We start from the raw sequence: 25,022 nt of genomic DNA on the forward strand, positions 1-25,022 counted from the left end.
AGCGCGGATGAGTGCTAGCTCGCTGGCGTGGTCCGCGCGCGGCAAAACTACCGCTGGTCGCCAGCCACCGTGTTCAATCGACGCGTTTAGATACAGACAAACACATCCCTAATTCGCCGACTCAAAGACGACGCGCTGCTGCAGTCACTCGTTATTGAGCCGACTGCCCGCCAGGTGGGATTATCATGGAGGCGCAAACCGGAGGTTCAGATGTGCTACTCGGCCCAGATTCAAGCTGACTATCGCAAGTTCGTACGGATGTTTGGTGCGACGATGAGCATCAAGGAATTCGCGCGTCTCTTCTTCGAGCGGGCCGAGGGTAGCAAGGCAAAGATTCCCAAAGCGATGGAAGACGCGTTTTCCGAGGCTCAGTCTGATGCCGAGCGCGAGGTGAAGGCACTCATCGACCGGTTTAACGCGGAGCAGGTCACGAAGCTTGAACAGGACCTCTTCAAACTGCGTGCGCGCCTCGCCGACGCTGAACGCTCACTTCAGACGAAGGTCACCAAAGCCACCACCGAAAGCAGGCGCATCGCGACCGACAAAATCGCGTGGACTCTCGGCAAACTGGAGGATATCCGGCGGACTGAACCTCAGGCTCGTGACTCGCGCATCTTTCCGGGTCACTATGCGCCCGTAATGGTCATGGAGAACGGCCAGCGCGTCCTAAAACCCATGCGCTATCAGTGCCGCATTGCGGGCAAACCGGCATCGTATGACGTCAAATTCCCCGGAACCTATAACGCGCGCAGAGACAATCTAGAAGGTTTCTGGAAGCCGCTGTTCGGTTACTTGCACGGCATCCTTGTCGTCAACGCATTTTATGAAAACGTCAGCCGCGCAAAGATGGAGGGGCGTGACCTTGCCGAAGGTGAGAGAGACGAAAACGTTGTTCTGGAATTCCGGCCGAACCCCGCTCACGACATGCTCGTCGCCTGTTTGTGGTCACGCTGGTCTGCACCCGGTGAACCGGACTTGCTGTCATTTGCGGCGATAACGGATGAGCCGCCAGCCGAGGTTGCTGCTGCCGGCCATGACCGCTGCATCATTCCTATCAAACCGGAAAACGTCGATGCATGGTTAAACCCGGATGCGTCAGACTTGGCGGCCTTGTACGCGATACTTGATGACAGGGACCGGCCGTACTATGAGCATCGGATGGCTGCGTGACAGCTTGCCGAGAACTCGCCTACTCCTCGCGTTTACCTTCGGTGCAATCTGGCTTAGCGAGGTGGTTGAGCAGTATCACCGCCAATGCGCCTGAAACTCTTGGACCTTGGGCCGCTTGAGTTGGACGCAGAACGAGCGTCGCGCGCTTCCTTGCTAATAGCCTCGAACTGGGCAGCAAAATCGGGATGCCGTTCATTCAGCCAGTGAAACACATGCTCATTGCTCACAAGCGTTGCCACATACGCAGCCGATACCGTGAGATGTAAGTGCTCTATGCCGTACCGTTCGTCAGTCTGAGCCACCGTGGCCTGAAGCGTAGCCAGTTCCCGTTCGAGCCTGGCGAGCTGCTCTACTACTTCATTGTCCGATTTGCCACGAGTGCCGGCGCTATGTTCAAGCTGTTCCGGCGGAGTCGCAGCCACGATAGCTCGTGCGAAGGCTGAGGTGAAATTTCCCTGTCCACACATCAGCTCGACAGCTTCGATTTGCCGTAAAGGTTTCATCAACTTCAACGCATTGAATGTCGTCGCAGGACAGGCTTTGTCTGCAAGCAGCGCCGCTGCCTCATGTGATATGCCATCGAGCAAGCCAGCCCGCCGCTTGACGGTGTTGACTTCAATGCCCAACACCAAGGCAATTCTTTCGCGTGGCACGCCCCTTTCGATTGCCTTGGCAATCATGCGTGCGTCCTGCGCCGATGTCAGCCGGCTAATATGCTTGTTGTACGTGTACGCTTCATCGTCCGTCGCGATGAGGCACAAGCCTTCAGTCGAACCGAGACGACGAAGTGCTTCTACCCGCAACCTGCCATCCAGGATGTGGAACGCGTCTTTGTCACCTGCAATGCGCAGCACAATCAGTGGTTCGACGAGACCAATGGCCGCGATAGAGGCAAGAATCTGCAAGAATTTCTTGCCGGCTGTGGCGGTTTTGGGCAGCGGCCTTGACGAGTTCAGTGCATTCAGCTGAAGCATGACCGGCTGGCTCTCGAATGCGGCCTTCAGGGGTTGCGCTGTCGGCTTGTTCATGATTGCCCATCCGCCCGAATACGCTGGTCGAGAATGCGCGGAAGAGTCGTGAGTCCCTCCTGCGCAAGAAGGCTGATGAATCCGTCTTCACGCATCAACTGGCGCAGAGCATGAACAATAAATAGCAGCCGCGCATGGGTCACCTCGACCTTCTTTGCGAGCACCCTCTGCCGGTCACTTTCGCGCATATATAAACGGCGTAGTTGGTCCGGTGCCAGTTCGCGGGGACGAGGAGCCGCGGGCTCCCTGTAGGCAGGCAGGGCCTTTCCTCCTGACCTGATGCGACGGGCCAGCAATCTGCGGACAATCGCAAGCTGCGGCCCTTTCAATGTCCCGTCTTCGTATGCATCGACCAGCGCGGCCTGCACGTCTGTGTCGTTGGCGCGCGCGACGTGCATAGCGATAGCGATGGGCATGGTGCCTGCCTCGACAGCTGCGATAAGCCGTTCTTCCCCATGGTCGAGAAGGAACATCAGGTTTTCCAGATAAGCGACGGATAGGCCTACCTTTTCGGCCACGAGGCTATCCGAATACCCGGCCTGCCGCAGACTCTGAATGTCCCTGAGTAACTCCAGGGTAGTGTGGTTTCGTCTCGCAATATTTTCGACCAGGCTCATGACAAGACACTCGTCTTCGGCTCTATCAACGATATGTGCGGGGATGGTGTCATGACCGAGCGCTTGCACCGCTTCGAGTCGCCCCTGGCCGCAAACGAGGTCAAACCCTGCCACATCGTCGGAGTATGCTCGACGGCTAACCGTTATCGGCTTCTTCAATCCCACTGCCGCGACGCTGTCGATAAGCGCCTGTTTTTGACGCTTGCTACGGGTCCGGGGGTTAAGCACCCGAATCAGCTTGACCTGAATATCTGTGATTGGAGTGAGGGGATTGGCTTCCATCGAACACCTCCTTGCTGGTCCGCGCCGTCAGTTCAAGCAAAATGCTTTCGTCCGGATACCGGAACATTTCGAAAGGTTCATTACTGCCGCAGCGGGTGGACAGTGAGAAATCGTATCCGGGCACTAAACTGCCCCGCGGGAACACATAGAAATCGAGTGGAGTTTCAAATGCGGAGTCCAGCCGCAGTATGACGAGGATGTCAGGCGAAGAGTACGTTGGCCAGCGCACTCTCCAGCGCGGGCTGCGACGGTCGTAATGAAGAATCAACCGGACGGCGAATCTGATGACCAGTTCATCGTCTACCCGAATGGTAGTGTCGTCATTAGAGATGTCCACGCGATGGCCCAGAGCCGTCAGGGCATCAGTCGTCTTTCCGATGCATCCCTGTAAGGCGGCTCGAGAGGCCCGAAAGATTTCAGGGTCAGCGCCGTGATAGCTCGGCTCATACCCGACTCGCGCGTACGCATTCTTTATGCAGCCGAATCGCTGGGAATATGTCTTTCCCGCAGGCAACGCTGGCGCTTTGTCGATTTCTTTGGCGCTAACTACGTCGGCGGAACGCACAAAGTCGCTCAGTCGTTTCAGGATTTCGTCGTCGCTGAGGTTTTGCGTCCTGTTCGTCCGAATTCTTTCAGCGGCGTCAAACATCGTCCGGTCGACGAGGGGCGGGAATGCGCCTTCTGAACGAGCCCAATCTGAGGGCGGATTCCTTTGCCAGTTTGCGTTCAGTTTCTTTGATGTCCTGGCGTAGACATTGGTACCAACGTATTTTTCGCTGCTCAGAATGTCGGTAATTTGTTGTGGGTTCCAGGGGCGACCGTGCGCGTTACAAATACCGAACGCGTTCAGCCTGTCCGCAATCCTTCTGCAGCCGACTCCCTGACAAACGTACCAATCGTAGATGCGACGAACAAGCGCCACTTCGTGTTCGTCGCCGGGCGTCACGATAACTCTGTCTGTCTGGATGCTCTTATGTTCCCATTGGCGGAGGGCACCCTTTACCGTGCCATCTGAGGCGACCAGTACCCGCTGCAAGCCATATCCGGGAGCTGCACCCTGCCAGAAGCCTCGCTCGGCAAGCCGACATTGGCCGATAAAGACCTTCCGGGAGAGTTCGCGGCTGTATTCACCGGCCATTGCTCGCTTAAGCGTCTTCATCAACGTCGCTGATGCGCTGCCATCCCATGCGAACTGTTCTGCGCAATACACCACCTGTACACCTGCCTTGCGGCACATGTATTCGTAGTGTGCGCTCTCGTCAACATCCTGAAAGCGTCCCCAGCGGCTCACGTCATAAACAAGTACAACGCTGAAGGCATGGTTATCCGCCAGTGCGTCCTGGAGCAACTGAAGTAGAGCGGGCCGCCCTTTAAGCGTCACACCGCTTTTTCCTGCGTCCTCGTAGGTGGCGACGACGGATATTCCCTGTATTGCAGCGAACTCAGCGATGGCCAGCTTCTGGTTCTCGGTTGAGTACTGCTGGTGGTCCGTAGACATGCGCACATACTGCGCTGCGAGCCTGCCAGCAAGGGAGGTCGAAGCCTCAGCCGCTTGCTGCATCTCTGTCTCCTGTCCGGCGCGGTATTTAGTGATAGCTTGGTCGTAGACCAAGTCAAGGAAGAAAGATGTCAGTTCCCGGCCCTTCAGTTAGGGCCTCAACCGCGAGACCCACCGGTGCTCCGACTGACCGCGAAAAGTATTTTCCTGCGTCGGTCACGCCCCTAATGTGCCTGTCGCGTATGTGATTACAGAGATGGAGTCCAATTCTGGGTATCGGCGCTTTCTCAACTCTGCATTTTTCGTCGGTCACGCGTCCAAACAAAGCGAGCTGCCAGACAAGGATTATTCCTCCTGGTTGCAATGGGTAAGCATCTGGCTCGTCGGACGCGTTAGTTGGGGTTGTCAGCCTCGGTGTCTTCTACCTGCGTCGCCAGCCTCACTATTCGCCAGCGCGAGGGGTTTGCAGGCACCGATTGTGGCCGTTCCGTTTGTTCACTTTGTTACCTCAAGCTGGCGCGACGACCCGTTGAGGGTAGATTTCGCTTGATGCCAACAGGGAAGACGGGCACCGGGAATAATGGCGGCCGCTTAACCGCATCCCTTGCCCGCATGGCTGCGTCGTGCGAGTCACGAGAGCGCTTACTCAACAAACTCAATGATGGTGTTGCCAGCAGATTCTGGCGTGACGGCGATACCGTGCTCGGTTTCCGCATGTGCTACGCCGTTCTCGGAAAGAATGAGCCCAGTCGATTGCAAATCACGAACTCGGACCTGCAAGGCAATGCCGTGCGGTTTGTCTGTATAGCTCACTGGCATTCCAACTGACTTGAAGCGGTTATTCGCCTGAGCGTGCGTCAGGGCTACGAGGCGCCCGCAGCCTGTGTTCGATTCGACGTGACCATCAATCCGCAGCGTGCTTTCCGGTCCAAACAGTTTCGTCCATCGGGCCTCGAGCAGGCCAAGGTCCGGTGTGACATAAACAACCTCGTCAACTGCGATTGCGCCGTTGGGATGGCTTTGCCAGTCTTTGCGCCAGATGAATTCCGGGCGGTGTTGCTGGCACAAGAAGTTGGACGCGTCGCCCAGTTCAGGGTCCATCACCATTCCCAACGACACAACGGCCTCATCGGGTGTTCCGTCCGCTTTGGTCAGCTTACGTCGAAAGTCGACACGTTGCTGAACTGGCAAGCCGGTCGCTTTGACAGCCGCGAAGTCGCCTTCGATATCCTTGCTGTGGAGTGCGACAAGCCCGAGGCCTTCAGACCGCTCGAGAAACTGTCCGAGGGTTCTGCCATAGCAAAACCCGTCTACCTCGCCAGTGCCGAACTTGGATGGGTCATTGATGCCGATGAGTTCGATGAAGTTGTTCTCGAACATCATCAAAGTAAGTACCGAGCCCCACGGGTGATAGGAGATGGGGCTGGGCGAAAAGCCAAGTCTGATGAACTTCTCAACGGCCTCGGGGTGGTTTCTCACAGAGACCACCGGGTGGTCGATGCCCAAGCGATTCTGGTTCGGAGGAATCATCCGTTTGTCCTAGTTGTTGCGGGCGCGGTGATGGCGGCGTACGTTTCGGAAACCGCCTTGATGACCTTTGCGGGAATCCCGGCAGCCACCATTCCGGCCGGAATCGAAGAGCGAACGACGCTGCCCGCTGCGATGACCGCCCCTTCGCCTATCTCGATGTTTCCAAGAATGACGGCGTGTGCCGCCAGGGTCGCACCTTGGCGAATCTTCGGATGACGGTCGCCAGCCTCGCTGAACGTGCTTCCCAGCGTGACGCCGTGCCACATGCTCACGTTGTCCTCAACCACGGCCGTCTCGCCGATGACGATGCCCATCGCGTGGTCAACAAATAATCCCTTGCCGAGGCGCGCGGCGGGATGAATGTCCACGTTGTACAGTTTTGCACCCCAGTTCTGAAGCAGCACGGCGAACGTGCGCTCTCCTGCCATCCAGTACGCGTGGGCAATACGATGAAGCTGAATCGCCTGAATACCCCGAAAGGAGAGGAAGGCAGTAAGCGCATTGGGGCATGCAGGATTGGATGTTGCAACCTTGTGCACATCCGCCGCTGCGCATGCGTCGATGCCGTCGCGCTGGATGACCTGAGAGAACTCGTCTGCAAAGTCCGGCAGCGTGCTGTCCAGCCTCACAAGCTCAGCCGCCATCTGCGAAGCGAGCCCATCTGCGTATGTCGCGTGTGAGAGCACCGTGCTGTCGAAGTACCGCTGCATGCCGGGGCGCCCTTGGCATTCAGCATCTGCCTCGTCGCGAATGGTTTGCCAGATGGTTGTATGGTCGATGTTATCCAAAGTCAGCCTCCTGTCACGATAGTCTCCCTCTGACAAAAACAATCACCAATGCTGCCGATGGGGAAAAGTGTTCTAAATATTAGAGCCCTCCGGATGGCGTTGTGGTGATTTCGCACGGCTTACATGGCACATGGGGATTGTGAGGCACTCCCGGGAAAGGCTTATCTGCTCTGGCTGCAAAGGCAAAGGACGGTGGCTGGGAATGGGCTTCGTGGCCGCTACACTCGGGGCGGTGCTGGTGCTTTCGGGAAGACATGGCAATCCCGTTCCTTCCGCTGTGCCACCGCGAACATCTGAGTAATCACCTGCGGTCGGTCACCGGAAGGCTCTCATCTGCGAGTTCATCATCTGAAGCATCTTGTTGGACGCTACTGAGAGTTTTCGGCCGACTCGGCTGATGAGGTGCGCCTCCGCCTTTTCCAGAAGAGGATGGCTGATTTCTATTGCGAACAGTTCACCGGCGGCAATTTCGGTCGCCACCGCAAACTCAGGAAGACACGTAATTCCCAGCCCAGATTTCACGAACTGCTTCAGGATGGCGATGGAGTTCGTGGTGACTATCGGCTCCAGTCGCACCTTCTCGGCGAACTCGACCGCCTGAAGCATTTGTCGTGTGCCGTAGGTCGGGTGCGTGGCGGCAAGAGGGTACGTAGCGAGTTCCTGTACGGTCATGGACTTTTTCTTGCCAAGCCCCGTGAAATTCGGGCCGACGATTGCCATCAGCGGTTGCTGTTTGATAGCGCGTGAAACAATTTTCGGCTCCGGTGGGGGGTTGTAGACCAAACCAATCTCACCCTCATCTTCTGAAATTTTCCGCATCACCTCGTTCGTGCCGGCCAGGTCCAGATTGACCGCTATACCGGGAAACTGTTTGCAGAAATGCTGCATCGGGCCAGCCAGCAAATCGGAAACGAACCCTTCACCCAGTACAACGCTGACGTGTCCTGTACGCAGGCCTCGCAGTTCCTGAAGCCGCGATAGCAGGTCGTCCTTGTGGGCCAGTTGTTCGCGGAAGTATTCGATGACTTGCGCGCCAGCCTCGGTCGGTTTGACGCCGCGTGCATGTCGCTCAATGAGTGTCGCGTCGAGTTCCGTCTCCAGCAAGCCTATCTGCCGGCTGACTGCCGAAGGCGCGACGTTTAGCGCATCTGCCGCCGCGCGAATCGTTCCGCACCGCACCGCCTCATAAAAATAGACGATTCGGCTCTCTGTAAGGGTCTCAGCCACACTCGCTCCGTTCGAATAATTAGAACAATCTCAATATTGGCGTTGATTGATTATAGGGTCTCAAAAGTCCAACATGGCAACTCAACCGCGCTGAACGGCGAGTGGGCGTCTCCACTTGGTCAGCGGCGAATTTGCCAGGGGAGTGGACTTATGAAGACGGTTGGTGTCATCGGACTCGGGAACATGGGGCGTGGAATGGCCCTATCGTTGAAGCGCGGAGGCTACAAGGTTCTTGGATTTGATGCGGCACCTGGCGTGGCCGAGAAGCTCCAGGACGAAGGCGTTGAGGCGCGCGCCTCCGTCGCCGACATCTCGCGTGATTCCGACGTACTTATCCTGAGCCTGCCGACGTCGGACATCGTAGAGAAGGTGGTGCTCGGCGAAGGCGGTGTTGCAGCCAGCGCCAAAAGCGGCCTTATTGTCGTGGACACCACCACGGCGGACCCGAACAGCACACGAAAGGTGGCGGCAGCGCTGCGCGAAGTAAAGGTGGGCTTTGTCGACGGCCCGGTGAGTGGTGGTCCGAAGGGCGCCGCTACCGCCACGATGACAATGGTTCTGGGCGGCTCGGAACAGGATGTCGCGACTGTCGAGCCCATTCTTTCGGTCATCAGCGCCAAACGCGTACACGTCGGCCCTGTGGGCGCAGGTCACGTAACAAAAATCATCAACAACCTTCTGACCGGCGTACACCTTCTGGCAACCAGCGAAGCCGTCCGTGCGGCGGAAGCCGTTGGCGTTGACCCGCAAAAGCTGGTCGAGGCGCTAAACGGCGGCTCGGGCCGCAATAGCGCGACGTTGACGAATTACCCCACGTGGATATTCAACGACAAGTTCGACTCCGGCTTCACGATGAAGCTGATGCGTAAGGACGTTCGCCTTGCGATGGACCTGCTGCGCAGCATCGACGCCAATGCGCCGATAAGCGCGGAAGCGGGCCGCTTGTGGGCGGAGAGCGCCAGCTCCATTGGTGATGCGGAAGATTTCAATCGCATCGTCCAGTTCGTTCCGGAACGGTAATCGACAGCTACAGGAGTATTGAAAGTGGAATTCAACGAAGCAGAACAGTTGCTGGCCGCATTTGCGCATTTCTTCCCGGGCGTGAAGACCATCGGTTCTTTCGTCGGTGGCGAGCTTGTCGAAGGTACCGGCGACGATATCCAGCTTTACAACCCTGCAACAGGAAAGGCGAGCCTCGCATACAAGGACGGCGGAGCCGCAATCGCGGCACAGGCTGCCGATGCGGCAGAACGTGCGCAGAAGGAGTGGTGGGCGTTGACCCACGCGGCACGTGGACGGGTGATGTTTGCCATCGCGCGCGAATTGCGCTCCGATGTCGAGAACATTGCACGCCTGGAGTCGATTGGCTCTGGCAAGCCGATTCGCGACTGTCGCGGCGAAGTCGCGAAGGTGGCAGAGATGTTCGAATACTACGGCGGCTGGACCGACAAGTTTTACGGCGAAGTGATTCCGGTGCCGACGTCGCACTTGAACTACACGCGTCGTGAGCCTGCAGGTACGGTGTTGCAGATTACACCGTGGAACGCGCCCATCTTCACATGCGGTTGGCAAGTTGCGCCGGCCATCGCGATGGGCAACGCTGTTCTTCTCAAACCGTCCGAATTGACGCCCTTCACATCGCTGGTCGTCGGCATGCTTGCCGAGAAAGCGGGAGCACCGAAGGGGCTCATCAATGTCCTGTCAGGATACGGCCACACGGTCGGGCAGGCAGCCATTGGCAACAAGGCTGTCAAGAAAGTCGTGTTCGTCGGCTCGCCCGCGACCGGTATCCGGATTGCAGAAGCCGCCGCGAAGCGTGTGCTTCCGTGCGTACTTGAGCTCGGCGGCAAGTCGGCGAACATCATCTTCGGCGACGCAGACCTGAAGCGCGCAGCGCTAACCGCCCAGGCCGCGATTTTCGCCGGCGCGGGCCAAAGCTGCGTCGCGGGTTCGCGGCTGCTGGTGCAAAGGTCGATTTACAACGAGTTCGTCGAAATGGTCGCCACGGGCGCGAAGAAGATTAAGGTCGGGGCGCCACTGGACGACGCGACGGAGGTCGGTCCGATTAACAATCGCCGGCAGTACGAACACGTCATGAAGATGATTTCGAGTGGCGTGGACGCTGGTGCAACGCTGTCAGCCGGTTCTACGGACGTCTCCGAGGGTGGCTATTTTGTTTCGCCGACCGTGCTGTCAAACGTGACGAACGACATGGACGTCGCGCGCACCGAGATTTTTGGGCCGGTCGTGGCCGCCATTCCATTTGATTCAGAAGAGGAAGCGCTCGCCATTGCGAACGATACAGAATTTGGACTTGCAGGCGCAGTGTGGACGACCGATGTCGGTCGCGCGCATCGCGTGGCGGCGCAGGTCAATGCCGGAACATTCTGGATTAATGGGTACAAGACCATCAATGTCGCGTCGCCGTTCGGTGGCTATGGTCTGAGCGGCTACGGACGTTCGAGCGGTGTCGAAGCGCTCTACGAATATACGCAAACCAAGAGCGTTTGGGTGGAAACGGCCAAAGAGCCGGCTACGGCGTTTGGCTATCTGTAACAGCGCAGTGCCCTCGCTCACTAGAAGAGCGAGGGCGTGAGGAAACCAGAAAAGGGAGCAGTGATGGAACACACGCTAACGTCGCCGCGCACTGAAAGCAATGGGATAAGAAGCGCGAAGCTGTTCTTGTACGCGGCGGTCATCCTTCTCATCGCCGAGTTTATAGGCTCATTTACCTTCAAGGTCGGGCCCGGGAAGGTGGTCCTGCTTCCGATGATATGGGCGCTACTGCTCGGTGCCGCACTCGGCCTTACGAGTGACCGCTGGCGAAGCGCGGCACGGCTCGATGCGAAGACGCAGTTCCTTGCCGCTGCGATTTTGCAGCCAGCGCTACTTCTGTTCATCTCGAAGCTTGGTCTTCTTGTCGGAAGCGCGTTGCCCAAGCTTGCAGCAGCCGGGTGGGCGTTGGCGTTCCAGGAGCTGGGGCACTTCGTTGGCACCATTCTCCTCGGTTTGCCAATCGCCCTCCTGCTTGGTATCAAGAGAGAGGCAATTGGTGCGACCTTCTCCGTCGGTCGCGAACCCAGTCTCGCCATCATCGGCGAGAAATACGGGATGGATTCGGCGGAAGGACGCGGCGTTCTGGCCGAATACCTGACCGGGACCGTGTTCGGCGCGGTCTTCATTGCAATCTTCGCGGGCTTTGTTGCCAGTCTGAACATCTTCCATCCCTTGGCTCTGGCGATGGGTTCGGGGGTTGGCTCCGGGAGCATGATGGCCGCGGCCTCGGGTGCGATTGCGGCACAGCAGACGCCGGAGATGGCCAAATCCGTGCTCACGTTTGCGGCCGCCAGCAATCTTATCACTACCACCATCGGAACGTACTTCACTCTGTTCATCTCCTTGCCGATGGCTGTATGGGGCTACCGGCTTCTCGAGCCGATTATCGGTCGAACGACCAAGGCATCCGGCGCGTCCGATGCGATTTCAGCCGCTCGTCCAAAGCTGGGCGACGTGCAGACTGAAGCTCCAGAACTTGGCTACGGCGGCAAGTTGCTCGCATGGGGCGTGACGGCGGTCCTGGCGCTGGTTTGTGACTGGATTACCCATGGGACCACGCCCATCGAGGGCCTGCCCGGGATGCTGGTGATGGTCCTTGCTGTCATCGTAGGGGATGCAATCTGCAATGCGACCGGCCGCAAAATTCCTGCAGTGTGCTGGGTATCGCTTGTTGCCATGTTCCTCACTTCGCCGCTCTGCCCTTGGGGCGCGCAAATCGCGACTCTCAGCGCAAAGAACGACTTCCTCGGCGTCACTACTCCAATGCTGACGTTTGCAGGGCTCTCCATCGCAAAGGACGTTCCGGCGTTCCGTCGGCTCGGCTGGAGAATCGTTCTGGTCTCGTTCGTAGCGAACGCAGGGACGTTCCTCGGCGCCACGCTTGTCGCTCAAATCTTTCACGTCTGACCACTCACGCTCGCGTGGCGATGCATGGCAACGGAACGCATTACGTTTCGCTGGACTCAGTCATCCGCACCATGATGCTGACCGGTGCCGATATGAAGACGAAGTACAAGGAAACGTCCAGAGGCGGCCTGGCCGTCAACATCATTGATGTGCTGATGCGACGAAATCGCGCAGTCAACCACCGCCACGTTTTTGAGGAGCCTTTGATGTCAACTCCTGTTGCGACAGCCACAACGTTCGACTGGGTCGAATCGTTGATGAGGATGGACACTACTAGTCGGAACTCGAATCTCGGCTTGATTGAGACCGTGCGCGACTACTTCAGCAGGAATGGCCTCGTCAGCACGTTGACGTACGACGAAGGTGGGAAAAAGGCAAACCTTTTTGCGACGATTCCTGCGCGAGATGGCGCGACCAACGGCGGCGTCGTTCTCTCCGGGCACACCGATGTGGTTCCCATAGACGGTCAGCAGTGGAACACCGACCCATTCGTTCCGGTCCTGAAAGACGGCCGTCTGTATGGACGGGGCTCGTGCGATATGAAAGGCTTTATAGGCGTGGCCCTGGGCCTCGTGCCAGGTATCGACCGTGCGCGTTTGTCCAGTCCCATCCACTTCGCGCTTTCCTACGATGAGGAAATTGGATGCGCAGGCGCGCCGTCGATGATTGCCGATTTACTGGAGCGAGGCATTCGGCCCGACGGGTGCATCGTTGGCGAGCCGAGCAGCATGCGGGTCGTTGTGGCCCACAAGGGCATTAACGCATATCGCTGTTGCGTCAACGGACACGCGGCGCATTCGTCACTTACTCCGAAGGGCGTCAATGCCATCGAATACGCAGCGCGGCTGATTTGCTTCATCCGGGACGTGGCTGAGCGTTACAAGTATGAGGGGCCATTCGACGAGGCATTCGATGTACCCTTCACCACGGTTCAGACAGGCACCATCAGCGGCGGTATCGCGGTAAATACCGTCCCCGCCCATTGCAATTTCTCATTTGAGTTCCGGAATCTTCCCGGGGTCAACGCCGAAGGTATCTATCAGCAGATTAGGGAATACGCAGAACAGACGCTGCTCCCGAAAATGAGAATGGTCCGGGAAGAAGCAAGCATCACGTTCGAGAAGATTTCCACAGCACCCGCGCTGGACACGGCCGAGCAGGAGGCCATCAACGGGCTGGTCCGGGCGCTTTGTCGTGACACGGACACACGGAAGGTGGCTTATGCGACGGAGGCCGGACTGTTCCAGAAGGCCGGCATTCCGAGTATCGTCTGCGGCCCGGGGAACATCGAACAGGCACATAAGCCGAACGAATTTGTCGAAGTGCAGCAACTCGAAATGTGCGAGAGCTTCCTGAAGAAGCTCGTGGCGAGTCTCTCGGTTAAGTCTGACTGAGTAAGCAGCCAGCAGCCTCGTTTTAGCGCTGCCGCCACCGGGACACGTACAGATGCCTCGAAGAAGGTCACGGTTCGGTTGCCGGTACCAGACATCGCGTTTGCGGGCACCTCAGTCCATCCTCCAAATCACATTCTCGCCAGTTAGGGCAGGAATTCGACATTGCCGCGACGTCAGCGAGAATGTTACCTCGCCCGTAGCGCTCGCGCGTGCCGAGGCGGCCCGAGGAGAAAAGCGATAAGCGCCGAGCGTCCCAGCCAGGAGACATCTTCGGCTTCGCCTATAGGCCGGATTGTCTAGCGCCTGCGGACAGGTCTTCGGGGATGTTGCCAGCGTTCTAATAAACAGAACAAGAACGTGAACCCAATGCTATTGGTGAGTAATTTTGTTGAGCCGACACTGCTTTTCACGAGTAGCGGACACGCCTTTTTAGCGGGCCGCCTCGGGTGAGCGATTGGCGGGGTTATCCGTCGGATAAGGTTCTTCTGGTAGCAGTTCGGGAATTTGACTTGCGAATGTGCTGCTCAGAGAAATCTTAATAATTCGGACACCATATGAAGATATACATAAACGAACGTTCTAGCACGGTCTGGAGATAGTCATGAGCCTTACGAAGAAAGTGGTCGTTGTCGGCGGTGCAGTTAGCGCCCTTGCATGTGGTGGTGTGTATGCGCAGGATGACACCGTGAAACTCGGATTTGCCGGTCCATTGACTGGTCAGAACGCAAATCTGGGGAAAGACGTTGAGCGCGGCGCGCGGATGGCGGTTGACGACCTGAACGCCAGTCCCCCGATAATCGGTGGTCAGAAGGTGAAGATTTCCCTTCAGGTCGAGGACGACGCCGGTGACCCACGTCAGGCGACACAGGTCGCGCAGCGGCTCGTTGATGCCGGTGTGAAAGGTGTGGTTGGCCACTTCAACTCCGGCGCGACAATCCCTGCTTCGAAAATCTATTACGACGCACACATTCCGCAAATCTCGCAGTCGTCGACGAATCCGAAGTACACGATGCAAGGATTCAATACGGCCTTCCGTCTGGTTGCCAACGACGCTCAGCTAGGCTCAGTGCTAGGGAAGTATGCTGTTCAAAAGCTGAACGCGAAGACGTTCGCCGTAATCGACGACCGTACTGCGTATGGCGAAGGCATCGCTGACGAATTTTCGAAGTCGGCAACGGCTGCCGGCGCGAAACTCACCTCCCGACAGTACACAACGGACAAGGCGACCGACTTCAGGGGCGTGCTGACATCTGTCAAGGGTGCATCGCCCGATGTTGTCTTCTACGGCGGCATGGACGCGCAGGGTGGTCCAATGCTGAAGCAGATGGCTCAGCTTGACATTGCGGCAAAGTTCATGGGAGGCGATGGGATTTGCACGGGTGAGTTGCCTTCGCTTGCTGGCTCCTCGTTACAGAACCGCTCGGTTGTCTGCGCCGAGGCTGGCGGAATCACGAGCGAATACCAGCCTGGCATGCAGGCATTCAAGGACCGCTTCAAGAAGAAATATGGCGAGGACGTGGTCATCTATGCACCGTACGCCTATGACGCGATAATGATTCTGGTCGACGCTATGAAGCGGGCGAACTCATCGGACCCGGCAAAGTATCTGCCGTACCTCAAAAAGACGGACTACAAGGGCATCATCGGCGAGACGCAGTTTGACAATAAGGGCGACCTCAAGGACGCAACCTTGACGCTCTATACGTTCAGGGATGGCAAACGAGAAAGCTTGGGCGTGCAACATTAACCTCGTCTATCTCACTGGTGACATCGGTTGATTGATGTCGCCAGTCCTAGTCAGTAACAGCAAGATTGTCTGCGAGGTGAACGTTGTCAGATGCTGCTCGGGTCGTCGTGGCGGCCGAGGTTGATTCGTTTGATTGGGTTCATCGGCTCATGTCGATGGATACGACGAAGCGCGAATTGAATCTGGGACTTATGGAACTCATGAGGGACCATTTCGTCAGGCGAGGTCTTCCGGCTGACCTCACGCGGTGCAGCAGCGGCAAGAAGGCTTTTCTCGTGGCGACAGTTCCGACATACGACGGTCGAACTCGAGGCGGAATCGTACTGACGGGTCACACAGACGTATTCCCGGTTGAAAGTCAGTCATGGGACACGGACCCCTTCAGACCAGAGGTCAAGGACGGTCGCGTGTACGGGCGCGGCGCTTGTGACATGAAAGGCTTCATCGGAGTGGCACTGGGGCTTGTTCCCGTAATGCAATCGGCGCCGCTGGCGTCGCCATTTCACTTCGCTTTCTCGTACGACGAGAGCTTTCCATGCGCAGGCGCGCCGTCGCTTTTCGCCGACTTCGTTAAGCGTGACGTGAGGCCTCAGCGCTTTGTCTTCGGTAAACCTAGCTCTATGAAGGTTGTTGCACGCCGCGGCCGCGTTGGCGCCTATTGCCGATACATCAGGAGGCGCGCACCACTCAGGGATGCCGAGCGGACCGCAGTGTTGTATGCGGCTGAGAAGGGGCTGTTTGATGTCGAAGGTACCAGCGACATTGTGTGTGGTCCTGGCAACATCGAACAGGCGCATGGGTCGAACGAATACGTGGAACTGCAGCAGTTGGCTGAGTGCAGCCGGTTTTTGAAGCGCCTTGTGGTTAACGCTTGCATCGCAGAGTCCTTTCGACGTTAGAGCCAATGCTAATTTGAGCGCGAATGAAATTTGGAGCACCATCGCGACGGCAGCATGCAGTCTTCGAGCGCTGTGGTGAGCCAGAATTGCTTTCCTTCGCTGCTATCATGGACGACCGCCCCGGCGGAAATAGGTCAGGAAGAAATGCCTGCAATTCGTCAATGGTCGACGTTGGTGCTAGCGACGACAGCGGCGCCAGATAAAGCCTCACTGCGCGTTAGAGGCTTCCGCTGAACTACCTTTTTGGGCTCCATGCAAATAAGCAAGCCCCCGGCATCCGTCCTACGGTTTGCCTTTGAGCCTAAATGGAGCCAACAGTGACTGCACATCCACCTCCTGCCCCTGAAGCAGAAGCAGACGCGCGTGAAGCACGGTGTTTTCGAGAACGAGCTTGGCTGTGCTCAGCAGGTACAGCGCGTGGATATCAGAGACCGACATGTTGCCGGCTTCGACCTGGTGATGACGCTCGACGAGAGAGGTCATGACCAAGCGCCTGAGCTCCTGCTCTCCGAACGGCAGGTCCGCGTAGTCAATGGGGTCATCAGCTTCGACTTCTTGCAGCATGTCAACAAGCGTTTCTGTGCTCACTTCCATGTGTCTGCTCCTTGATGTCGTTAAGGACCAGCATAGCCAAACAGCCTCATCCAGCACCCTTAGCCTACCGGTTCTACTGGCCGGAGTCCAGCTTGGAACGTCTCAACGTTAGCCCGTTGGGACGTCGCTATACGTCCGCCCAAGTATCAAAGCTTGTAGTCCGGTTGTCGACGACGGACGTGCCTCCGCCAGAAACTGCGGCCGCAGGTCACGACCGCTGCATTGTTCTCATAACGCCTGAAAACGTTGACGCGTGGCTGAATCCGGATGGGTCGGACTTGGCGGCGCAGTATGCGATACTGGATGACAGGGGCCGTCCTTACTACGAGCACCTGCTGGCTGCCTGACCGTTCGCAATCATCTGCAACTGACGAATGCACCTTTGGATTCAACCTTGCGCGCGTTGCGCTGACCTGTACGGTAAGTCGGCGGCCGAGCTTCCGCACCAGGACCTCACGCTTAACGGTGCCGGCGCGGTGAAAGACGCGCGAGCAGAAGAGCACTACACCTGCGTTCGGTGCCGCGCGGTGTTTGCGCGAATTCTCGCCGGGCCGCCGACGCGGCAGATTTGGATGATGCTTAACGCCGGTCAGCATTGACGCAACGCTTGCTCAAAACTCTCAGCAGCTCGAGTTTAGTCACGCTTCGATTGCACCAAATCGTGCGCAAGCTGCGCTCGATTTTCGCCGGCAATACGCCTCGTAAACGGGGATTCCGGGACGACGCACTCCGCTCGTTAACTTAACCGGTGCGCGAAGACAATAGTTACACGTCCCATTCCGGGGCGAACGGCGGGGTGACGAAACGGTGGTTCTTCGGCAACACCGCAATAGCGTGACGGTCCTCATCGTCGAGTTTCACCGCCAGCGCGTCGAGATTGGATTTTTGACTTTCGCGGCGTTGAGCCTTAGGAATCACGGCGACCCCGTCCTGTTCCAGTAGCCAGGCGAGTGCAACTTGGGCAGCAGTCGCGCCATGCTTGGCGCCGATTACCTGAAGTACGGGGTCGCTTGCTGCCCTGCCTTGTGCAAGCGGGGCATAGGCGACGAGCGGAATGCCTTTCTCGCGCAAGTAGCTCAGCATTTTCGACTGGTCCAGGAACGCGTGGTATTCAATCTGGTGGCAGGCGATGGGTGCGCCGATTTCCTCGATGGCTGTTCGCAGCATCGTCATGTTGAAATTGCACACGCCTATTGAGCGGACTGTCCCGTTTTGCAGAAAGCCTTGCATTGTCTCCATGACTGCGCCGAGGTCCATGTCACGCGACGGCCAATGCACCATGTACAGGTCAACGTGGTCGACACCGAGCTTTCCGAGGCTGGCGTCCAGTGCGCGGCGAAGGGACTCCGGCTTGAGATTCTCGTGCCATACCTTGGTCGTCAGATGCAGTTGCTTTCGCGCGAGACCCGAGGCAGCAATTGCGGCGCCGACAGCTTCCTCGTTCTGATACATCTCGGCGGTGTCGATGTGTCGGTATCCGAGTTCCAGTGCACTTTCAACTACCGGTTGGCAACCTCCGCCCGGCATACGGAATGTGCCAAATCCGAGGCGCGGCAGTTCAATTCCCTGTGTTTTCAAAGCTTCCATTGATGCTCTCCCAAGCTGGTTCGGGTCCGCAGCGCAAGCCACCGCGGAGTTCAGGAGGACAATCTCTCATTTTCTGATTGTTGAATAAAGTACGTGCCGTTCAAATCAGTCGTGACTAAACTCTTCGAATGAGATGAGCATCGGAGTGGGCATGACGTTTGATGGTCGACTGTTTTCTGGTATCACCGTACTCGCCGCAGTCGCGGAGAGCGGCAGTTTCGTGCGCGCAGCACACGCTCTCGGATTGTCGCCATCGGGGGTCAGCCGCGCTGTTTCACGCCTCGAAAAGCGGGTAGGTGTGCGGCTGCTTGACCGTACGACGCGCTCGCAGACACTGACCGATGAAGGGAGGCGTCTATACGAAGCGGTTGGCCCGCACCTGACCGGTATCGAAGAGGCGGCTTCAGCGGCATCGGGTTCGGCGAACGTCGTGCAGGGAAAACTTCGTGTTAACGTCGACCCGTTCTTTTCAAGGACCGTGCTGGCGTCAAGGTTGCCAGATTTCTTGGCACACCATCCTGACCTTTCGCTCGAACTCATCATGCGCGACGACGTCGGCGACCTCGTGGCAGATGGATTTGACCTTGCGGTGCGCTTTGGCCCCCCACCAATAGATACACTGATTGCGCGCAAGCTGCTCGAGACGCGCATCATTACGGTCGCGTCTCCGCAGTATGTGGCTGAGCACGGGAAGCCAGGCAATCCGGAGGAGGTGAGGAAACATCAGCGAATCATGTTTTATAACCCGGTGACGGCCAAGCCCTTCGAGTGGGAATTCCATCGGGGTAAGAAGGTCACCGAGATACCCGCAGAAGGGCGCCTTCTCGTGTCGGATGTGGAAACCATGCTCGGCGCGTGTATCGCCGGCGCTGGCATCGCCCAGGTGATGGAGATTGGCGTCGAGCAAGTAATGCGCGACGGCTTGCTCGTGGATATCTTCCCGGACTGGTCGGATGAAAGATTTCCACTGTATGCGCTCTTTCCATCCCGGCGGCATCGAGCTGCGAAAGTCGAGGCGTTCATCAATTTCTGCCTCGAGTCACTATCGGCAGCCACACCCGTTACGCGCCGTCAGATGAGCCTCCGGGGGGAACGGCGGCAGCGTAAAAGCTAAGGCGCGCACGCCATGGCGACTATGACATCTGATATCAAAACCGAGTACGGAGTAACTGGTAATGCCGCAAGACTCGATACGGCTCGCTGGCGCGACTTCCACTGCTGACTCGCTCTTCGCGCAGTTCAGGGCACGTGTTCTCCTTCTCGCCGCCTTTGTCGGCTCCATGTGGGCGGTCTTTCTTTTGTCCGCCGCGCTGCCGTTCCTGCATTTGAACCGCCATGGGGTGATGCCGCGCACGCTTGGCGGGCTGCAGGGCATCCTGTTCGCACCGTGGTTGCACGCAAGCCTCACGCATCTGGTGGCAAACACGGGTGGACTGCTCATCCTGGGAGGGCTGTGCATGTGGCCGCGAATCGCAAACTTCTGGCAGGCGACAATCGGTGCGATGCTTGGTGCAGGCTTGTGCGCCTGGCTGCTCGGCGCGCCTTACACGGTGCATATCGGCGCGAGTGGCCTGGTGTTCGGTTACGCTGGTTACCTGGTCGCTCGAGGCTACTACACGCGGCACCTTCTCGCGATGATTGTGGCGTTGTTCGTGGCGACGAGCTATGGGCTGACCATGGTGTTCGGCCTGATGCCGCTCTACCCTGGCGTATCGTGGCAAAGCCATCTCGGTGGTGCGCTGGGTGGCATCCTTGCCGCGCGCGCAGCGACCCGCAGCGCACGACTTTTATGACGCAACAATCCCGGCCGCATTCACACATTGAGCGTACCCTGATACCCGGCTGTATCGCCCAGTTCTTCTTGAGCGGCCCGATTAAATGAAGGCCCGTGCCCCCCAGGCATAAAAGCAAAAAAGCCCCTCAGACTTCCGTCGCGAGGGGCGCTTCCTTTCCAGCGGCTCGGTTTAGAGAGCTGCGTCCTTCAGCTTCTTCAGCGGACGCACTTTCAGACGCACCGAAGCGGGTTTTGCGGCAAACCATTTTTCCTCACCCGTGAACGGGTCCTTGCCGAAGCGTTTCTTCTTTGCCGGCACGTCCTGAGCGACAACCTTAAGCAGACCTGGCAGCGTGAACTCCTTCGCGCCCTTCTTGTGGACCGATGCGAGCACCGTTTCTTCCAGTGCTGCCATCAAAGCCTTCGCGGCTTTCGGCTCGACACCTGCGCGCTCGGCGAGGTGGGTAGCGAGCGAAGCCTTCGTGAACGAATCCTTGATGGGCTTCAGCGGCGTGGCAGCGGCCGCCTTCTTCGTGACAGGAGCCGCAGCCTTCTTCACCGTCGGCGCCTTCGCCTTTTTTTCGACCGGCGTTACAGCTTTCTTCGGCGCCGGCTTTGCTGCAGCTTTCGTTACACTCGTTGTTGCCATGGGTTCCTCGTCATTGGTCAAAGGTTGGCCCGAGACCCTTGCCTTTGCACAGTCACCGACAATACGCAAAGGTCCAAATCCTCAGGCTGGCGCTAGCGTAGCAATCCGGATTTGAATCTGCAACGGGGGAGGCCCTAAAACAAGGGGTTTGACGCCGAGGTGACGCAAAAACGATGACCTGTACCACTCCACTGAAGGCTGCACCCAGGTAAACGGCTATGCGAAAGGGTTTGAAGCACGGGCAAGAGGAGCAAACCTCTCGCACGAGTCCAGCGTCGGGTGCCCATGCAGCTCAACGACGGCAACGCACCGGTCTATTCTGCGTTCCTCCCCTGCGGACGCCAGGACCTATTTAAAAGGGCAATCGCACTATGAGCTCCGGACCGGCTGTAGCTGGCATCGATATCGGCGGCGACCGGAAGGGAAATCATCTCGTTATCCTGCGTGGCACCCAGATTGTGTGCAGCCTCAGCCAGGATACGCCGAAGCATATGCTCGAAAAATGCCTCCAATTTAAAGTTGCAGCGGTAGGTATTGATGCACCCTGTCGGTGGCGGATTGGCGAGGCCGGAAGGCAAGCTGAGAGAGCGCTTGCGCGGCAACGAATCTTTTCGTTTGCCACCCCGACTCGTGAACTGGCCATGGCGAGTAAAAGCGGATTCTACGGATGGATGTTCAACGGCGAGCAGGTATATGACACATTCAGCCCACACTTTCCTGTTTTCAAGAACGGTGGAGAAATTGGGGGCCGGCTGTGCTTTGAGACGTTTCCCCACGCAATAACTTGTGCATTCTTTGGGAAGGAAGTCGCATCTGCGAAGAAAAAGGGAACTCAGCGCCGGGAAATCCTCCAACGTGAGGGGGTTGAAGCAACGTCACTGCGGTCTATCGACGACGTTGATGCGGCGCTGTGTGCGTTGACGGCAAATTATCTACTTGACGGAAAAGTCGATGCGTACGGCGATGAGCCAGGGGGATTCATCGTGGTCCCACGCTTCCTGCGGTCGAAGTAGAAGAAGTCATGTCAGACCTTTCTCGCGATTGAACTGGCACGCCTGATGCGGAAGAGCCGCCAAGTGTCGCGTGAGTATGAAGGGCACAAATTTGGAGTTCGCTCACAAGCGACCGCGGTTCAATCACGGTAATCACGTTCTAGGAGAACTCGTGCATCTGAGACGACATCTGGCACTGCTGCTGTCACTGACAGCTTTGGGTTCAACCGGCGCATGGGCGAGCGATATTCAATGTGCAACCACGCGGCAACCGGCTGAGCGCGTGATATGCGACCACGCCATTCTGAACAATGAATACGACGGTATCTTCGCACAGCAGCGGGCTCTGCTGACCAGCGGGAAACTTTCGCCCGAACAACTCACCCAGTGGAGACAATCGCGCAACGCCTGCACCGACGTCCACTGCATTGACGGCGTCTTTGCTCGGTGGACGGTGATGGCCAGGTCTGTCGAAATTACCTCTCGCGCCGCAGGGGCTCCGGTTATGGCCTCGCCTTCTGCAATGGCCCCTGTCGGACCTATTTCGGACGCAATCGCCCTTCCCGCATCCCAGGCCTCCCCGACATCGGAAGCATCTCTAGTGCGGCAAGGGAGTGCCGCTGGTGTGGCGCTTCCACAGCCTGTCGCGAGTCAGGCCTCGTTGACTGCTGTCATCTCTGCTGCTTCCAGCGCAAGTGACTCTCGTAGCGCTACGGGAATGAGTACCGGCCTGATGGCTGTCGTGCTCCTCGCGATTGCATGCGGCGCATTCGTCATCCGCCGAACCAAGAGCGTTCGCCGCAACGGGGACCCGACAAAACATGTCCGAGGTAAGGACTAACGCTGAGCTGCATTCACTAAAAGGCAACATCGCGCTGCAATATCAGCGGGTCGCCCTCGAAATCAATGCTCTAGCCTTTTCTGGCCTGAACGTGGCATATTGCGACCACATTCATGAGGAGGCCACTTGATGGCAACGACTTTGGAAGCAATTCAGGCGAAGATGAAAAAACTGCAAGCCCAGGCGGACGCTTTGATTGTAAAAGAATCGACAACGGTCTTGAAAACCATCCATGAGCTGATGGAAAAGTACGGCCTCACGACTGCGGATATTGATGCGCATGCTGGCGGCAAGCAACGAGCGAAGAAGGTCGGAACAAAAGCTGCCACCAAAGGAAGCGCTACTGCGGCCAAATATCGCGACCCGAAGACCGGTGCGACTTGGTCAGGACACGGCCGTGCGCCAGGTTGGATTGCTTCGGCGAAGAACCGCGACAAGTTCTTGGTTGGCGGAAGTACGGCGACCGCGAAGGCAGTTCCTGCGAGCAAAGCGAAGGCTGCTGGCAACTATGTCCGCGGGCCGCAGCCGGCGATGTACCAGGACCCAAAGTCGGGCGCGACGTGGAGTGGACGTGGGCGCGCGCCGGCGTGGCTTGCAATCGTCAAGGACCGCAGCAAGTTTCTGATTGTAGGCGGCGCTAAAGCGGTTGTTGCGACGAATGCAACTGCCGTGAGCAAGGCGAAGGTTGCGGTGAAGAAGGCCTCGAAGGCAGTTGGTACGACTTCCACCAAGGGTCAGCCGAAAGGTCCGCAGCTGGCCAAATATCGCGACCCTAAGACGGGTGCGAGCTGGAGCGGACGTGGTCAGGCGCCTGCGTGGTTGGCTGGTGCGAAAGACCGCAGCAAGTTTCTGATTGATGGCGCCAGTGCGACGGCCGATTCGAAACCGACGGTCGCGAAGGCAGTTGCGAAGAAGGCCCCGACGGTGAAGAAAACTGCTGTCCAGAAGGCCGTGAGCGCGACGGTGCCGGCCAAGAAGGCGCCGGCGAAAAATGCGCCGCGCCAGAGCGTGGCCGTGCCCGCTCCGGTGGCCGCAGTTGAGTCTGGCGCCGAGTTGACGACCTAAACGTAGTTGTCAGGTGCCCGGTGGACCAGCGATTTTCTGGCTCCGCCGGGTACACCAAGCCGACGACGTTTTATTGCGCCTGTGCTGCCTGACGTTGCGCGGCCTGCTGTTGAGCTTCCTGTTGAGCGTGCTGCTTCGCAAGGTGCCTGCCGACCATGCAGCCACCGACCGCACCAACGACAGCGTGGTGCCCCGCATAATGCCCAGCGACCCCGCCTACCACCGCGCCCTTGAGGCAGCCGGCGGCGTTTGCCGTGCCTGCCGTTGCGAAGACCAGCGTCATTGCAATCAGGGCGATTCTTATCGGGTTTGCTTTCATTCGAAGGCACTCTGAGGTTGGATTTTTCCGATGTGGCGCCTTCCGGCGCCGTTTCAATACCCGCGCCAATCACGATGCTCGCGCCACTCGTGCTCACGCCATTCCTGCCGGCGCCATTCACGTTCACGCCACTCGCGATGTTCGCGCCATTCGCGGGCTCGCCAGTCGTCATCACCGCCGTACGCGACGGCGACAGGTGCGGGAGCGTACATGACGGGAGGTGGCGGTGCGTACACTGGCTCTGCTGGCGCATACACGGCGCTGGGGATGCCCAATCCAATGGCGACGTCGACGTGTGCCGATGCTGCCGTTGATGCTGCCAGTACTGCCAGACCGAGCGCTGCGCCGAGAATCTTCTTGTTCATCTTCGCTACTCCTCGCACCTTGAGTGCAATGTCAGTGACTACGGCTCGGAGTGTAAGGAGCAATGTCGGACACATGTGAAACGGCGGTGCGAGATTCGTAACGCGGGATTACCGACCTTATTGCCACCCGGGCAGCCGTATGCGAAAGATGTGGATATTCTCGACACACTTTCTAGGATGCCGATACCGGAAAAACCCGAGCACTTAATGCCACGCGTGCAAAGAGATGCTCAACGCGAGCGCGGCCGTTCCTTATCCGGCAGCGAGGTGCCGCCTTCAAGGGGGAATCTCTGTTTGGAAGCCGTCACCGGCGTGAACTGGCGCTCGCACGCACTCATGCTGCTGCGAACTTTAGTCCGTGTTGAGTTTTGTCATTCTTCCGCGGACGCGGCGTCCAGGCGGCTGGACCGAGAGTCGAACCAACTTCTAATCGTAGGCAATCCGAATAGCAATATCCCGCCACAACGCAGTGCGTATCCGAAAAGAGCAAAAAGAAATTTTTGGTAACACACGCAGCCTATACTGGGTGTGAAATCGGTGAGGTCTAAGAAATTTAAACCACGCCTTTCTATTGTTAATGTCAGTTGGGAGCTTAACTCTTTCAGAGTACTCGTCACACACTTCGTTGTGCACCATCACATCGGGCAATCCTCCCACACTCGTACGCGGTCGTCTCGAATTCGAGACGACACT

Annotated in this window: 22 protein-coding genes and 1 pseudogene; 12 read left to right on the plus strand and 11 right to left on the minus strand. The window is 57.9% G+C overall.

Features of this window, described 5'->3' with window-relative positions; all coding sequences use genetic code 11:
• Positions 1-210: 210 nt before the first annotated feature.
• Positions 211-1,170, plus strand: a complete 960-nt coding sequence (locus tag WN982_RS19705) for an SOS response-associated peptidase family protein (RefSeq protein WP_341313574.1) — start codon at positions 211-213, stop codon at positions 1,168-1,170.
• Between the two features lie 53 nt (positions 1,171-1,223).
• On the opposite strand, the gene WN982_RS19710 is transcribed toward WN982_RS19705, so the two are convergent.
• The 6 genes from WN982_RS19710 to WN982_RS19735 form a co-directional block, all read right to left on the minus strand.
• Entirely contained in the window at positions 1,224-2,198 is a 975-nt protein-coding gene (locus WN982_RS19710) for a plasmid partitioning protein RepB C-terminal domain-containing protein (RefSeq protein ID WP_341313575.1), read from the minus strand.
• Positions 2,195-3,097 (minus strand): plasmid partitioning protein RepB C-terminal domain-containing protein, encoded by a 903-nt coding sequence (locus tag WN982_RS19715; RefSeq protein WP_341313576.1) that lies wholly within the window; start codon positions 3,095-3,097, stop codon positions 2,195-2,197. The genes WN982_RS19710 and WN982_RS19715 overlap by 4 nt, the downstream gene beginning before the upstream one ends.
• Positions 3,036-4,658, minus strand: a complete 1,623-nt coding sequence (locus WN982_RS19720; RefSeq protein WP_341313577.1) for a recombinase family protein — start codon at positions 4,656-4,658, stop codon at positions 3,036-3,038. Before WN982_RS19720 ends, WN982_RS19715 begins: the two co-directional genes overlap by 62 nt.
• Positions 4,659-5,237: 579 nt before the next feature.
• Complete coding sequence (locus WN982_RS19725; RefSeq protein WP_341313578.1) at positions 5,238-6,125, minus strand: VOC family protein; 888 nt, start codon at positions 6,123-6,125, stop codon at positions 5,238-5,240.
• A complete protein-coding gene (epsC, locus tag WN982_RS19730) occupies positions 6,122-6,913 on the minus strand; it encodes a serine O-acetyltransferase EpsC (RefSeq protein ID WP_341313579.1) in 792 nt (263 codons plus the stop codon). Before epsC ends, WN982_RS19725 begins: the two co-directional genes overlap by 4 nt.
• A gap of 315 nt (positions 6,914-7,228) precedes the next feature.
• Positions 7,229-8,140 (minus strand): LysR family transcriptional regulator, encoded by a 912-nt coding sequence (locus WN982_RS19735; RefSeq protein ID WP_341313580.1) that lies wholly within the window; start codon positions 8,138-8,140, stop codon positions 7,229-7,231.
• A 90-nt stretch (positions 8,141-8,230) separates the two neighbouring features.
• Between WN982_RS19735 and WN982_RS19740 the strand changes: the two genes are divergently transcribed.
• From WN982_RS19740 to WN982_RS19765, 6 genes are all read left to right on the plus strand, one after another.
• Positions 8,231-9,160, plus strand: coding sequence for an NAD(P)-dependent oxidoreductase (locus WN982_RS19740; protein WP_341315846.1), 930 nt, complete (start codon positions 8,231-8,233; stop codon positions 9,158-9,160).
• A 24-nt stretch (positions 9,161-9,184) separates the two neighbouring features.
• On the plus strand, positions 9,185-10,696 hold the full coding sequence (locus WN982_RS19745) for an aldehyde dehydrogenase family protein (protein ID WP_341313581.1): 1,512 nt from the start codon (positions 9,185-9,187) through the stop codon (positions 10,694-10,696).
• A 63-nt stretch (positions 10,697-10,759) separates the two neighbouring features.
• The gene (locus WN982_RS19750) at positions 10,760-12,103 is read left to right on the plus strand and encodes a DUF3100 domain-containing protein (RefSeq protein ID WP_341313582.1); all 1,344 of its coding nucleotides are present in this window, start codon (positions 10,760-10,762) and stop codon (positions 12,101-12,103) included.
• A 20-nt stretch (positions 12,104-12,123) separates the two neighbouring features.
• Positions 12,124-13,497 carry an acetylornithine deacetylase gene (gene argE, locus WN982_RS19755; protein ID WP_341313583.1) on the plus strand — a complete coding sequence of 458 codons (1,374 nt, stop codon included), beginning with the start codon at positions 12,124-12,126 and terminating at the stop codon, positions 13,495-13,497.
• A 601-nt stretch (positions 13,498-14,098) separates the two neighbouring features.
• Entirely contained in the window at positions 14,099-15,244 is a 1,146-nt protein-coding gene (locus tag WN982_RS19760; protein WP_341313584.1) for a branched-chain amino acid ABC transporter substrate-binding protein, read from the plus strand.
• A 200-nt stretch (positions 15,245-15,444) separates the two neighbouring features.
• A complete protein-coding gene (locus tag WN982_RS19765) occupies positions 15,445-16,143 on the plus strand; it encodes a M20/M25/M40 family metallo-hydrolase (protein WP_341315847.1) in 699 nt (232 codons plus the stop codon).
• A 282-nt stretch (positions 16,144-16,425) separates the two neighbouring features.
• Here WN982_RS19765 and WN982_RS19770 read toward each other — a convergent pair whose 3' ends face one another.
• Positions 16,426-16,737 carry a hypothetical protein gene (locus WN982_RS19770; protein ID WP_341313585.1) on the minus strand — a complete coding sequence of 104 codons (312 nt, stop codon included), beginning with the start codon at positions 16,735-16,737 and terminating at the stop codon, positions 16,426-16,428.
• Between the two features lie 167 nt (positions 16,738-16,904).
• Between WN982_RS19770 and WN982_RS19775 the strand changes: the two are divergent.
• Positions 16,905-17,084, plus strand: a pseudogene (locus tag WN982_RS19775) (hypothetical protein); the annotation flags it as partial.
• A gap of 418 nt (positions 17,085-17,502) precedes the next feature.
• On the opposite strand, the gene WN982_RS19780 reads toward WN982_RS19775, so the two are convergent.
• Positions 17,503-18,324, minus strand: a complete 822-nt coding sequence (locus WN982_RS19780) for an aldo/keto reductase (protein ID WP_341313586.1) — start codon at positions 18,322-18,324, stop codon at positions 17,503-17,505.
• 151 nt (positions 18,325-18,475) lie between these two features.
• On the opposite strand from WN982_RS19780, the gene WN982_RS19785 reads away from it, so the two are divergent.
• Positions 18,476-19,438 (plus strand): LysR family transcriptional regulator, encoded by a 963-nt coding sequence (locus tag WN982_RS19785; protein WP_341313587.1) that lies wholly within the window; start codon positions 18,476-18,478, stop codon positions 19,436-19,438.
• A gap of 61 nt (positions 19,439-19,499) precedes the next feature.
• Positions 19,500-20,117: a rhomboid family intramembrane serine protease gene (locus tag WN982_RS19790; RefSeq protein ID WP_341313588.1), complete on the plus strand. Its 618-nt coding sequence runs from the start codon at positions 19,500-19,502 to the stop codon at positions 20,115-20,117.
• A gap of 171 nt (positions 20,118-20,288) precedes the next feature.
• On the opposite strand, the gene WN982_RS19795 is transcribed toward WN982_RS19790, so the two are convergent.
• Complete coding sequence (locus WN982_RS19795; protein ID WP_341313589.1) at positions 20,289-20,747, minus strand: HU family DNA-binding protein; 459 nt, start codon at positions 20,745-20,747, stop codon at positions 20,289-20,291.
• Between the two features lie 371 nt (positions 20,748-21,118).
• Between WN982_RS19795 and WN982_RS19800 the strand changes: the two genes are divergently transcribed.
• Together WN982_RS19800 and WN982_RS19805 are read left to right on the plus strand one after the other, a co-directional pair.
• A complete protein-coding gene (locus tag WN982_RS19800) occupies positions 21,119-21,760 on the plus strand; it encodes a DUF429 domain-containing protein (protein WP_341313590.1) in 642 nt (213 codons plus the stop codon).
• Between the two features lie 949 nt (positions 21,761-22,709).
• Complete coding sequence (locus WN982_RS19805; RefSeq protein ID WP_341313591.1) at positions 22,710-23,645, plus strand: H-NS family nucleoid-associated regulatory protein; 936 nt, start codon at positions 22,710-22,712, stop codon at positions 23,643-23,645.
• Between the two features lie 70 nt (positions 23,646-23,715).
• Here WN982_RS19805 and WN982_RS19810 read toward each other — a convergent pair whose 3' ends face one another.
• Together WN982_RS19810 and WN982_RS19815 are read right to left on the minus strand one after the other, a co-directional pair.
• Complete coding sequence (locus WN982_RS19810) at positions 23,716-23,964, minus strand: hypothetical protein (RefSeq protein WP_341313592.1); 249 nt, start codon at positions 23,962-23,964, stop codon at positions 23,716-23,718.
• 53 nt (positions 23,965-24,017) lie between these two features.
• Positions 24,018-24,329: a hypothetical protein gene (locus WN982_RS19815; RefSeq protein WP_341313593.1), complete on the minus strand. Its 312-nt coding sequence runs from the start codon at positions 24,327-24,329 to the stop codon at positions 24,018-24,020.
• Positions 24,330-25,022: the final 693 nt, after the last annotated feature.

Origin of the sequence: Paraburkholderia sp. IMGN_8 (assembly GCF_038050405.1) — a bacterium.
Taxonomy (GTDB): domain Bacteria; phylum Pseudomonadota; class Gammaproteobacteria; order Burkholderiales; family Burkholderiaceae; genus Paraburkholderia.